Genomic DNA, 12,660 nt, shown 5'->3' with positions numbered 1-12,660 from the left:
AAAGTTACCTTTTTGCGCGAAGGGGAGTCATGAACGTTTCGCTATGGAGTAGTAAAAATCTGCTATCGGCTGAGAGGCGTGAGCCGCTTCACATTCGGGCAATAAAAAAGGCGGAGTTTTCATCCGCCTTTTATGTTCGACCCAATATCTTACGCCGGCTCTTTATCGCTATTGGCGGCGTCCGGCTGTTTCGGTACCAGCACGGTCGGTTTGTTGTCGATGCGCGTTACCAGCAGCTGGTCAATTCGGTAGTTGTCGATATCCACCACCTCGAATTTATAGCCGGAGAATTTCACCGCATCGGTGCGTTTCGGGATCTTACGCAGCATAAACATCATAAAACCGCCGATGGTCTCGTAGTTGCCGGACTGCGGGAATTCGTCGATATCCAGCACGCGCATGACGTCGTCAATCGGTGTACCGCCATCAATCAGCCATGAGTTCTCATCGCGAGCGACAATTTGCTCCTCCAGTCCCTGACCGACCAGATCGCCCATCAGCGTGGTCATCACGTCGTTGAGGGTGATAATCCCTACTACCAGCGCATATTCGTTCATGATCACCGCGAAGTCTTCACCGGCGGTTTTAAAGCTTTCCAGCGCTTCAGAGAGCGTCAGCGTATCCGGGACAATCAACGTATTGCGAATCTGTACGCCGCCGGTCAGCACCAGGCTTTGGTTCGCCAGCACGCGATTAAGCAGATCTTTAGAGTCCACGTAGCCGATGATGTGGTCGATATCTTCGTTACAGACCAGGAATTTGGAGTGCGGATGTTCCGCCACCTTGTTCTTCAGGCTCTGCTCGTCTTCGTGCAGATCGAACCAGATGATATTTTCACGCGAGGTCATGGACGACGGAACGGTACGCGATTCCAGCTCGAAAACGTTCTCAATCAGCTCATGTTCCTGCTTACGCAGCACCCCGGCCAGCGCGCCGGCTTCTACCACGGCGTAGATGTCGTCGGAAGTAATATCGTCTTTACGCACCATCGGTATTTTGAACAGGCGGAAGATGTTGTTAGCCATGCCGTTGAACAACCACACCAGCGGGCGGAAGACCAGCAGGCAGAAGCGCATCGGGTTGATGATACGCAAAGCAACGGCTTCTGGCGCAATCATACCGATGCGTTTCGGGGTCAGGTCAGCGAACAGAATGAACAGGCTGGTGACCAGGGTAAAGGAGATGATAAAGCTCAATTGCTCTGAAAGCTCAGCCGACATGTACTGGCTCAGCAGGCTGTGAAACGCCGGCGAGAATGCCGCATCACCGACGATACCACCAAGAATGGCGACGGCGTTGAGGCCGATCTGTACGACGGTAAAGAAAGTGCCCGGGTTTTCCTGCATTTTGAGAACGCGTTGGGCGTTCACGTTGCCGTCATCGGCCAGCAGTTTGAGTTTGATCTTACGTGAAGCTGCCAGCGAGATCTCCGATATCGAAAAAAACGCACTGACAGCGATCAGACAAAGAATAACTAAAATACTATTTAACATAGTTTATCCAGCCGTTGAGGCCAGATCCTCGGAAGGGAAGTTGATAACTCTATAGTGGAATACATAAAAAACCGGTCCGAAGGCTCTGGACCGGCTATAACACAGGGTAGTATAGCGTAAGCGACTGTAAAGCCGCCAGAGCGTTAATTATTCACCTCAGTGATAAACGGTATTATGCCTGCGGGGGCAGACAGACGCCAATGCCTCCGATACCGCAGTAGCCGTACGGGTTTTTGTGCAGGTACTGCTGATGATCGTCCTCAGCGTAGTAAAACGGCTTCGCCGTGGCAATTTCCGTGGTGATTGTGCGCGTGTCGTTGGCATCACGCATGGCGGCCTGGAAACGTGCCAGACTGGCCTTCGCCGCTTCATCCTGCTCTGGAGTCAGCGGATAGATGGCGGAACGATACTGGGTGCCATGGTCATTACCCTGCTGCATGCCCTGGGCCGGATCGTGGTTCTCCCAGAAAACCTGCAGCAGCTGCGCGTAGCTGATGACCTGCGGATCGTACACAATGCGTACGGCTTCGGCATGGCCGGTGTCACCGGTACAGACTTCACGGTAGGTCGGGTTCGGCGTATAGCCGCCGGTATAGCCCGCGGCGGTGCTGTAGACGCCAGGCAACTGCCAGAACAGACGCTCCACGCCCCAGAAACAGCCCATCGCGAACAAGGCAACTTCCATTCCGTCCGGGACATTGGTCATGGAGTGGCCATTGACAGCGTGGAGTGTTGCCACTGGCATAGGGGTGTTGCGTCCTGGCAGCGCATCCGCCTGGGCGACAAGATGCGTTTTATCAAATAGACTCACGGTTGGCCTCTCAAAACATAAGTCGTGGTTAAGGTTGTAACGAAGCGTGTCTTTTTACACAATAAACATGCCCGATACGTCTAGATTTAAACATAAGAATTATTTGGTTTAGCGTTTCTTTTTCAACCCTATGTCGTTGGGGTTTTATTAAGCCGTGGAACGGCGCTTTCGTTTCCTTCGGGGGGAAACAAGGATATTCAGGAGAAAACGTGCTACAAATCCGCCAGTTATGTATCACCAGCCTTTTGCTGGTCAGCGGGGTCGCTAGCGCCGCGAGCGTGCGTTTGCAGGTTGAGGGGTTATCCGGAGAGCTGGAAAAAAACGTCCGAGCTCAACTTTCTACGATCCAGAGCGACGAAGTGACGCCGGATCGCCGCTTTCGTGCGCGCGTCGATGATGCGATTCGCGAAGGGTTGAAGGCCCTGGGATACTACGAACCGACAATCGTTTTCGACCTCCGTCCGCCGCCGAAAAAAGGCCGGCAGGTGCTGATTGCCAAAGTCACGCCAGGTGAACCGGTACGTATTGGCGGCACGGAAGTCATCCTGCGAGGCGGGGCGCGCACCGACCGTGACTATCTGGATTTGTTAAAAAAGCGCCCGGCTATCGGCACCGTCCTGGATCATGGCGATTATGATAGCTTCAAGAGCTCGCTCACTCACGTTGCGCTGCGTAAGGGCTACTTTGACAGCGAATTCATCAAAAGCCAACTCGGGGTTTCTCTCGACCGTCATCAGGCCTTCTGGGATATCGACTACAACAGCGGCGAGCGCTACCGCTTTGGTCCGGTCACTTTTGAAGGCTCGCAAATTCGCGACGAATATCTGCAAAACCTGGTGCCGTTCAAGCAGGGCGACTACTACACCTCGCAGGATCTCGCCGAACTCAACCGCCGCCTGGCGGCAACCGGCTGGTTCAGCTCCGTCGTTGTGGCGCCGCAGTTTGAAAAGTCCCGCAAGACTAAAGTTCTGCCTTTGCAGGGCGTGGTCTCCCCGCGTAAAGAGAATACCGTGGAAACCGGTGTCGGCTACTCAACCGACGTCGGGCCGCGGGTCAAAGGAACGTGGAAAAAGCCGTGGATGAACTCCTACGGACATAGCCTGACTTCCAGCCTCAGCCTTTCCGCTCCTGAACAGCAGCTTGATTTCAGCTATAAGGTGCCGCTGTTAAAAAGTCCGCTGGAGCAATACTACCTGGTGCAGGGCGGCTTTAAACGTACGGACCTCAACGATACGAAAGCCGACTCAACGACCCTCGGGGTATCACGTTTTTGGGAGATGTCGAGCGGCTGGCAGCGCGCGCTTAACCTGCGCTGGAGCCTTGACCACTTTACCCAGGCCAACGTCACCAACACCACGATGCTTATCTATCCCGGGGTGTCGGTAAACCGTACCCGCTCCCGCGGTGGCCTGATGCCGACCTGGGGTGACTCCCAGCGCTATTCGGTGGACTACTCCAACACCATGTGGGGCTCGGATATTAACTTCATCGTCGCCCAGGCTCAGGATGTGTGGATCCGCACGCTCTACGACCGCCACCGTTTTGTGGTGCGCGGCAACCTCGGCTGGATTGAAGCCGATGACTTCAACAAAGTCCCGCCGGATCTGCGTTTCTTCGCCGGTGGCGACCGCAGTATTCGCGGCTATAAATACAAATCGATCTCGCCGAAGGATGACGATGGCAAACTGATTGGTGCCTCGAAGCTGGCGACAGGTTCGCTGGAGTATCAGTACAACGTCAGCGGAAAATGGTGGGGCGCAGTCTTCGTCGACAGCGGCGAAGCGGTGAGCGATATCCGCAAAAGCGATTTTAAAACCGGCGCCGGCGTCGGCGTGCGCTGGCAGTCGCCGGTTGGCCCGATCAAGCTGGATATTGCCGCGCCGGTCGGCGACAAAGACGAACACGGTTTACAGTTTTACATCGGTCTGGGGCCTGAATTATGAGTTTATGGAAGAAGATAAGCCTCGGGGTACTGATCTTTTTGGTTCTGCTGCTGGGGACGGTCGCGTTCCTGGTCGGCACGACCAGCGGCCTGCACCTGGTGCTGAAGGCGGCGGACCGCTGGGTCCCCGGTCTGGAAATCGGCAAGGTGACCGGCGGCTGGCGTGACCTGACGCTGCAAAACGTCCGTTTTGCGCAGCCGGGCGTCGCGGTCACGGCCGGTCAGTTCCATCTGGCGGTCAAATTACAGTGCCTGTGGGACAGCAGCCTGTGCGTGAACGATATTTCGCTGCGCGATATCTACGTGGCGATCGACACCAGCAAGATGCCGCCTTCTGCGCCGGTAGAAGAGGAGGAGACGGGGCCGCTGAATCTTTCGACGCCGTATCCTGTGACGCTGAGCCGCATCGCGCTGCAAAACGTGAACGTCAAAATTGATAATACCGCCGTTTCGGTGCGGGACTTTTCCACCGGCCTGAACTGGCAGGAGAAGAATCTGACCCTGACGCCAACCTCGCTGCAGGGGCTGCTTATCGCCTTGCCGAAAGTGGCGAAAGTGGCGCAGGAGCAGGTGGTTGAACCGAAGATCGACAATCCGAAGCCGGAAGAAAAACCGCTCGGCGAGACGATGAAAGCGCTGTTCTCCCAGCCGGTGCTGCCGGAGATGATCGACGTTCATCTGCCGCTGAACCTGAATATCCAGTCGTTCCACGGCGAGCAGCTGCGCGTCACCGGCGATACCGACATGACCGTCTACAGCATGCTGCTGAAAGTCAGCAGCATCGACGGACACATGAAGCTGGATACGCTGGATATCGATTCCGATCAGGGCAAGATCAATGCCGCGGGCACCGCACAACTGCAGGATAACTGGCCGGTAGACATCACCCTCAACAGTACGCTGAATATCGATCCGCTGAAAGGCGAAAAGGTGAAGCTGACCGTCGGCGGCGAAATGCGTAAAACGCTGCAGATCGGCGTGGATTTAGCCGGTTCCGTGGCGATGACGCTGCGTGCCGACGCGCAGCTGGCGGAAGCCGGACTGCCGCTGAATATGGAACTGAAGAGTAAACAGCTGTACTGGCCGTTCAGCGGAGAAAAACAGTTCCAGGCCGACGATGTGCTGCTGAAATTTAATGGCAAGATGACCGACTACACCATGGCGTTCAGCACCGCGGTGAAGGGGCAATCGCTGCCGCCGGCGAAAATCACCCTCAATGCCAAAGGGAACGAACAGCAGGTGAACCTCGATAAGCTGACCGTTGCGGCGCTGGAGGGGAAAACCGAACTGAAAGCGCTGCTGGACTGGCAGCAGGCTATCAGCTGGCGCGGCGAGCTGACGCTCGACGGCATCAACACCGCCAAAGAGGTACCGGACTGGCCGTCGAAGCTGAACGGGATGATTAAAACGCAGGGCAGCCTGTACGGCGGGAGCTGGCAGATGTCGGTACCGGAGCTGAAAATCACCGGTAACGTTAAGCAGAACAAGGTCGATGTCAGCGGTTCACTGCAGGGTAACAGCTACATGCAGTGGAAAATCCCCGGTCTGCACCTGGCGTTGGGTAAGAACAGCGCCGAGGTGAAGGGAGAGCTGGGGGTGAAAGACCTCAACCTGGATGCCACCATCGATGCGCCCAATCTGGATAATGCGCTGCCGGGACTGGGCGGCACGGCGAAGGGGCTGTTGAAGGTGCGGGGTACCGTTGATGCGCCGCAGCTGCTGGCGGATATCACCGCGCGTGCGCTGCGCTGGCAGGAGCTGACCGTTGCTCAGGTCAACGTCAAGGGCGACGTAAAGTCCAGCGACCAAATCGGCGGCAATCTTGATGTGCGCGTCGACCGGATCAGCCAGCCGGGGGTTAATATCAGCCTCGTGCAGCTGAATGCCAAAGGGAACGAAAAGCAACACGATCTGCAGCTGAAAGTGCAGGGCGATCCGGTTTCCGGGCAGCTGTCGCTGGCGGGGAGTTTCGATCGTAAAGAGGAACGCTGGAAAGGGACGCTGAGCAATACCCGCTTCCAGACGCCGGTAGGGCCGGTTTCCCTGACGCGCAACATCGCGCTGGATTACCGTAATCGCGAACAAAAAATCAGTATCGGGCCGCACTGCTGGGCTAACCCGAACGCCGAGCTGTGCGTGCCGCAGACCATCGACGCCGGTGCCAGCGGACGGGCGGTGGTGAATCTGAACCGCTTTGATCTGGCGATGTTGAAGCCGTTTATGCCGGAGGCGACCCAGGCCAGCGGCGTATTCAGCGGCAATGCGGATGTCAGCTGGGACACCACCAAAGAGGGGCTGCCGCAGGGCAAAGTGACGCTGAACGGTCGCAATGTCAAAGTCACCCAGATGGTCAACGATGCGCCGCTGCCGGTGGCCTTCGATACGTTGAACCTGACGGCCGAACTGCATAACAACCGTGCGCAGCTCGGCTGGCTGATTCGCCTGACCAACAACGGTCAGCTGGATGGCCAGGTGCAGATTACCGACCCGCAGGGGCGCCGTAACCTCGGCGGTAATGTGAATATCAATAACTTCTCGCTGGCGATGATTAACCCGATCTTCGCCCGCGGAGAGAAGGCGGAAGGGAAGCTCAATGCGAACCTGCGCCTCGGCGGCGATCTGCAAAATCCGCAGCTGTTTGGCCAGATGCAGTTGGGCGGTATCGACATCGACGGTAACTTTATGCCGTTTGATATGCAGCCGAGCCAGCTGGCGATGAACTTCAACGGCACCCGTTCAACGCTGCAGGGCACCGTGAATACCAAACAGGGCCAAATCAGTCTGAGCGGTAACGCCGACTGGACCCAGATTGACAACTGGCGTGCGCAGGTAGCGGCCAAAGGCAGCCGGGTTCGTATTACCGTGCCGCCGATGGTAAGGCTGGACGTTTCGCCGGATGTGGTCTTTACCGCTACCCCGAGTTTGTTTAGCCTTGATGGCAGCGTTGATGTTCCGTGGGCGCGTATCGTCGTCAACGATGTGCCGGAAAGTGCCGTTGGGGTCTCTTCTGATGAAGTGATGCTGGATAAAAATCTGCAGCCGATTCAGCAGCAGAGCGCCGGTATTCCCATCAACAGCAACCTGACGATTCACGTTGGTAACAACGTTCGTCTGAGCGCCTTCGGCCTGAAAGCGCGTCTGACCGGCGATTTGAAAGTGGCTCAGGATAAACAGGGGCTGGGACTAAACGGGCAGATTAATATCCCGGAAGGTCGCTTCCATGCCTACGGTCAGGACCTGATCGTACGTAAAGGCGAGCTGCTGTTCTCCGGTCCGCCGGATCAGCCGCTGTTGAATATCGAAGCCATTCGTAACCCGGATGCCACAGAAGACGACGTGATCGCTGGCGTTCGCGTCACTGGTTCGGCCGATCAGCCGAAAGCAGAGATTTTCTCTGACCCGGTCATGTCGCAGCAAGAAGCGCTTTCTTACCTGCTGAGAGGACAGGGTTTAAGCAGCGGACAGAGCGATAGTGCCGCAATGACTTCAATGCTTATTGGTATGGGGGTTGCACAAAGTGGTCAGGTTGTGGGTAAAATCGGCGAGACGTTTGGCGTAAGCAATCTGGCGCTGGATACCGAGGGAGTGGGCGACTCCTCCCAGGTGGTGGTCAGCGGCTATGTACTGCCAGGTCTGCAGGTAAAATATGGGGTAGGGATCTTTGATTCCCTGGCGACGTTGACGTTACGCTATCGCCTGATGCCTAAGCTATATATGGAAGCGGTGTCTGGCGTAGACCAGGCTCTCGATTTGCTCTATCAGTTTGAGTTTTAGCAATGCGAATATTTGTTTACGGCAGTTTACGACGCAAACAAGGCAACAGCCACTGGATGACCAACGCTCAGTGGCTGGGCGATCATAGTGTCAACGATTATCAGCTGTACAGCCTGGGCCACTATCCAGGCGCGGTGCCTGGCGAAGGCACAGTACATGGTGAAGTGTATCGTATTGACGCATCAACGCTGGCCGAACTGGACGCGCTGCGCACCAAGGGCGGTGAGTACGCACGTCACCTGATCCAGACGCCTTATGGCAGCGCATGGATGTATGTCTATCAGCGCCCCGTAGAGGGCTTTACGCTGATAGAGAACGGCAACTGGTTAGACAGAGACCAGTATTAACCACGACAACGCCACCTTCGGGTGGCGTTGTTTTTTTATGTCTGCCATTCACCTGGCACAGGACAATGGCAGACATAAAAAACCTTATTAACCGACCGGCGGAAAGGTCTATGGCACTGGCACCGTTTGTTCCCCGGTGGCGCTGTGCTTAGCGGGGCTACGGGTAAGGGCGGTGTTTGGGTTGGTTGCCCGGAGTGATGCTCTGGAGGCTGTGGCAGGCTGCGGCACTGGCACCGTTTGTTCCCCGGTGGCGCTGCGCTTACCGGGGCTACGGGTAAGTGCGGTGTTTGGGTTGGTTGCCCGGAGTGATGCCCTGGAGGCTGTGGCAGGCTGCGGCACTGGCACCGTTTGTTCCCCGGTGGCGCTGCGCTTACCGGGGCTACGGGTAAGTGCGGTGTTTGGGGTTGGTTGCCCGGAGTGGTGCCCTGGAGGCTGTGGCACTGGCACCGTTTGTTCCCCGGTGGCGCTGCGCTTAGCGGGGCTACGGGTAAGGGCCGGTGTTTGGGTTGGTTGCCCGGAGTGATGCCCTGGAGGCTGTGGCACTGGCACCGTTTGTTCCCCGGTGGCGCTGCGCTTAGCGGGGCTACGGGTAAGTGCGGTGTTTGGGGTTGGTTGCCCGGAATGATGTCTGCGAGTATTTGTAGCCCGGGTAAGGCGTGAGCCGCCACCCGGGAAATGGCTCGCGTCAGAAACAAAAACACCGCCCTGAGGCGGTGTTTTCGACAATCTGAGTGCGGCAGAATTACTTCTTAGCGCGCTCGAAGGAAGCAATGATTTCAGCTTTAGCCGCTTCAGCATTGTCCCAACCGTCAACTTTCACCCATTTGCCTTTTTCCAGGTCTTTGTAGTGCTCGAAGAAGTGGGTGATCTGTGCTTTCAGCAGTTCCGGCAGGTCGTTCACATCTTTGATGTGATCGTACTCTTTGCTCAGCTTGGTGTGCGGTACGGCAACCAGTTTCGCATCTTCACCAGATTCGTCGGTCATCTTCAGTACGCCAACCGGACGGCAGCGGATCACAGAGCCTGGCTCCAGCGGGTACGGCGTCGGGACCAGTACGTCAACCGGGTCGCCGTCCAGAGACAGGGTGTGGTTGATATAGCCGTAGTTGCACGGATAGAACATCGCAGTGGACATGAAGCGATCAACGAACAGCGCGCCGCTCTCTTTGTCGACTTCGTATTTGATTGGGTCTGCGTTAGCCGGGATCTCGATCACGACGTAGATGTCTTCCGGCAGATCTTTACCCGCAGGTACGTTGAGTAAGCTCATGTCTGTTTCCTTTAAAATGTATGGCAAACAAGTGCCTGGTATTATAGCCAACTCACATCGAATGTCTTGGCTTCTTTTTATTTTGCCCGCCGGTAATCAGTCTGAATTTCCCCCTGAAAAACAACCTGAAAATCCATAAACATAGCCGCATCCTGAATAAAACAATGTAACCGTTTACATTGCATCTGTTTGATTTCTCAACGTGCGCAAAATTTCACCTCATGCGTCGGCAGATGCGAGCTGCGGGAAGCCTTATCCGCTCTCAGCTGGATTAAATCACGGGAATTAACATTTAATTTACTTTTTCGAAGTGTGATGTAACGCATTCAGTTACATCACGAGTTGTCTATAGTTTGTCCGCAGATGACGGTTTAACCCAAAGTAACCCGATGAGGACCTTTTTATGTGGAAGCGCTTACTTCTTGTCACAGCAGTTTCCGCAGCTATGTCGTCTATGGCAATGGCTGCCCCTCTGACCGTAGGATTTTCGCAGGTCGGATCTGAATCCGGCTGGCGTGCGGCCGAAACCAACGTTGCGAAAGAGGAGGCCGCCAAACGCGGAATCACTCTGAAGATTGCCGACGGCCAGCAAAAACAGGAAAACCAGATTAAAGCCGTTCGCTCCTTTATCGCCCAGGGCGTCGACGCCATCTTTATCGCGCCAGTCGTGGCGACCGGCTGGGAACCGGTGTTGAAAGAGGCCAAAGAGGCCAAAATTCCGGTATTCCTGCTCGACCGCTCGATTGATGTCAAAGACAAAGATCTCTACATGACCACCGTCACCGCCAATAACGTGCTTGAAGGTCAGCTGATTGGTGACTGGCTGGTGAAAACGGTCGACGGCAAGCCGTGTAACGTGGTTGAGCTGCAGGGCACCGTTGGTGCCAGCGTAGCGATCGATCGTAAGAAAGGGTTTGCTGACGTTATCGCCAAAACGCCAAACATCAAAATCATTCGCTCTCAGTCCGGCGACTTTACCCGCAGCAAAGGCAAAGAGGTGATGGAGAGCTTTATTAAAGCGGAAAATAACGGCAAGAACATCTGCATGGTCTTTGCCCATAACGATGACATGGTTATTGGCGCGATTCAGGCCATTAAAGAAGCCGGGCTGAAACCGGGTAAAGATATCCTCACCGGCTCAATTGACGGCGTCCCGGATATTTATAAAGCGATGATGGCGGGGGAAGCGAACGCCAGCGTCGAGCTGACGCCAAATATGGCCGGCCCCGCATTTGATGCGCTGGAGAAATATAAAAAGGACGGCACGCTGCCAGAGAAGCTGACCATCACCAAATCGACGCTTTATCTGCCGGATACGGCGAAAGAAGAGCTCGAGAAGAAGAAAAACATGGGCTACTGAGTCCGTCGGGAGAAGCAATAACCAGGCGATGTGCCGCATCGCCTGAATGGCTCCCCGGCTAATGCTGGCGGTCCATCGATCCGCGCCTGTCGGTAGCCCGGTCAGCGTTGTGCGACCGGGAGCCGTCTTTCATCCTCTGAAGGTGAGACTGAATATGAACGCCGAGGTAAGCCAGGAAATCCTTCGCACGGAAGGGCTTAGCAAGTTTTTCCCCGGCGTCAAAGCGCTGGATAATGTCAATTTCAGTCTGCGGCGCGGTGAAATCATGGCGCTGCTGGGCGAAAACGGGGCGGGTAAATCCACATTGATTAAAGCCCTCACCGGCGTGTACCACGCCGATCGCGGGGCGATCTGGCTGGAGGGGCAGGAAATATCGCCGAAAAATACCGCTCATGCCCAGCAACTGGGCATCGGGACGGTTTATCAGGAGGTTAACCTGCTGCCAAACATGTCGGTGGCGGACAATCTGTTCCTCGGACGTGAACCCCGTCGTTTTGGCCTGCTACGGCGCAAAGAGATGGAAAAGCGCGCCACCGCGCTGATGGCCTCCTACGGTTTTTCCCTCGACGTTCGCGAACCGCTGAACCGCTTTTCGGTAGCGATGCAGCAAATCGTCGCGATTTGTCGGGCCATCGACCTGTCGGCCAGAGTGCTGATCCTCGATGAACCGACCGCCAGTCTGGACACCCAGGAAGTGGAGATGCTCTTCACCCTGATGCGCCAGCTGCGCGACGATGGCGTCAGCCTGATTTTCGTCACCCACTTCCTCGATCAGGTGTATGCCGTCAGCGACCGGATTACCGTTCTGCGCAACGGCGGTTTTGTCGGCTGCCGGGAAACCCGCGAATTGCCGCAGATCGAGTTAGTGAAGATGATGCTTGGCCGCGAGCTTGAGCACGATGCCCTGCATCGCGCGGGTCGTACTTTACTGAGCGACAAACCGGTCGCCGCCTTTGAGGGCTTTGGCAAGAAAGGCGTTATTGCGCCGTTTGACCTTCAGGTTCGTCCCGGCGAGATCGTCGGTCTGGCGGGACTGCTCGGATCCGGACGCACGGAAACTGCCGAGGTTATTTTCGGCATCAAACCGGCAGACAGCGGCACCGCGTGGATCAAAGGTAAAGCGCAGGGGCTGCGTTCGCCGCACCAGGCGTCAAGCCTGGGCATCGGCTTCTGTCCTGAGGATCGTAAAACCGACGGGATTATTGCCGCGGCATCGGTGCGGGAAAATATAGTCCTGGCGCTGCAGGCGCAGCGCGGCTGGCTGCGGCCGATTCCGCGACGCGAGCAAAATGACATTGCCGAACGCTTTATCCGCCAGCTCGGTATTCGCACCCCCAGCGCCGAACAGCCGATCGAATTTCTCTCCGGCGGCAATCAGCAGAAGGTGCTGCTTTCCCGTTGGCTGCTGACCAAACCGCAGTTCCTGATCCTCGATGAGCCGACGCGCGGGATCGATGTTGGCGCCCATGCGGAGATCATCCGCCTGATCGAAACCCTGTGCGCCGATGGTCTGGCGCTGCTGGTCATCTCCTCGGAGCTGGAAGAGCTGGTGGGCTATGCCGATCGGGTGATTATTATGCGCGATCGTAAGCAGGTAGCGGAGATCCCGCTAGCCGAGCTTTCTGTCCCGGCGATCATGAACGCTATTGCGGCATAAGGAGTA

8 protein-coding genes are annotated in these 12,660 nt (G+C 56.2%); 5 read left to right on the top strand and 3 right to left on the bottom strand.

The window, feature by feature from the left end:
- Nucleotides 1-149 precede the first annotated feature (149 nt).
- Together paeA and msrA are read right to left on the bottom strand one after the other, a co-directional pair.
- Nucleotides 150-1,493 (bottom strand): polyamine export protein PaeA, encoded by a 1,344-nt coding sequence (paeA, locus tag OQV00_RS23935; protein WP_004857167.1) that lies wholly within the window; start codon nucleotides 1,491-1,493, stop codon nucleotides 150-152.
- 172 nt (nucleotides 1,494-1,665) lie between these two features.
- On the bottom strand, nucleotides 1,666-2,304 hold the full coding sequence (gene msrA, locus OQV00_RS23930; RefSeq protein WP_004857168.1) for a peptide-methionine (S)-S-oxide reductase MsrA: 639 nt from the start codon (nucleotides 2,302-2,304) through the stop codon (nucleotides 1,666-1,668).
- Nucleotides 2,305-2,513: 209 nt separating this feature from the next.
- On the opposite strand from msrA, the gene tamA reads away from it, so the two are divergent.
- The 3 genes from tamA to OQV00_RS23915 are packed head-to-tail and all read left to right on the top strand — an operon-like array spanning nucleotide 2,514 to nucleotide 8,367.
- A complete protein-coding gene (gene tamA, locus OQV00_RS23925; protein WP_004857170.1) occupies nucleotides 2,514-4,247 on the top strand; it encodes an autotransporter assembly complex protein TamA in 1,734 nt (577 codons plus the stop codon).
- Nucleotides 4,244-8,020, top strand: coding sequence for an autotransporter assembly complex protein TamB (tamB, locus tag OQV00_RS23920; protein WP_266279531.1), 3,777 nt, complete (start codon nucleotides 4,244-4,246; stop codon nucleotides 8,018-8,020). Before tamA ends, tamB begins: the two co-directional genes overlap by 4 nt.
- Nucleotides 8,021-8,022: 2 nt before the next feature.
- On the top strand, nucleotides 8,023-8,367 hold the full coding sequence (locus OQV00_RS23915) for a gamma-glutamylcyclotransferase family protein (protein WP_004857174.1): 345 nt from the start codon (nucleotides 8,023-8,025) through the stop codon (nucleotides 8,365-8,367).
- A 742-nt stretch (nucleotides 8,368-9,109) separates the two neighbouring features.
- Here the strand turns inward: OQV00_RS23915 and ppa are convergent.
- Entirely contained in the window at nucleotides 9,110-9,637 is a 528-nt protein-coding gene (ppa, locus tag OQV00_RS23910; protein ID WP_004857176.1) for an inorganic diphosphatase, read from the bottom strand.
- A 403-nt stretch (nucleotides 9,638-10,040) separates the two neighbouring features.
- Here ppa and ytfQ point away from each other — a divergent pair, with 403 nt between their 5' ends.
- A complete protein-coding gene (gene ytfQ, locus OQV00_RS23905) occupies nucleotides 10,041-10,997 on the top strand; it encodes a galactofuranose ABC transporter, galactofuranose-binding protein YtfQ (RefSeq protein WP_004857179.1) in 957 nt (318 codons plus the stop codon).
- Nucleotides 10,998-11,151: 154 nt separating this feature from the next.
- A complete protein-coding gene (gene ytfR / locus OQV00_RS23900; RefSeq protein ID WP_004857182.1) occupies nucleotides 11,152-12,654 on the top strand; it encodes a galactofuranose ABC transporter, ATP-binding protein YtfR in 1,503 nt (500 codons plus the stop codon).
- Nucleotides 12,655-12,660: the final 6 nt, after the last annotated feature.

The sequence above is a fragment of the Klebsiella sp. DY2415 genome, from assembly GCF_026314315.1.
In the GTDB taxonomy this organism is placed as follows: Bacteria; Pseudomonadota; Gammaproteobacteria; order Enterobacterales; family Enterobacteriaceae; genus Klebsiella; species Klebsiella ornithinolytica.
The sequence above is the reverse complement of the archived record's forward strand: the minus strand, read 5'-3'. Positions and strand labels throughout refer to the sequence as shown.

Coding starts and splice junctions, on each gene's coding strand:
- paeA (WP_004857167.1), bottom strand. CDS start 1,493: ATGTTAAATAGTATTTTAGTTATTCTTTGTCTGATCGCTGTCAGTGCG.
- ppa (WP_004857176.1), bottom strand. CDS start 9,637: ATGAGCTTACTCAACGTACCTGCGGGTAAAGATCTGCCGGAAGACATC.
- tamB (WP_266279531.1), top strand. CDS start 4,244: ATGAGTTTATGGAAGAAGATAAGCCTCGGGGTACTGATCTTTTTGGTT.
- OQV00_RS23915 (WP_004857174.1), top strand. CDS start 8,023: ATGCGAATATTTGTTTACGGCAGTTTACGACGCAAACAAGGCAACAGC.
- ytfQ (WP_004857179.1), top strand. CDS start 10,041: ATGTGGAAGCGCTTACTTCTTGTCACAGCAGTTTCCGCAGCTATGTCG.
- ytfR (WP_004857182.1), top strand. CDS start 11,152: ATGAACGCCGAGGTAAGCCAGGAAATCCTTCGCACGGAAGGGCTTAGC.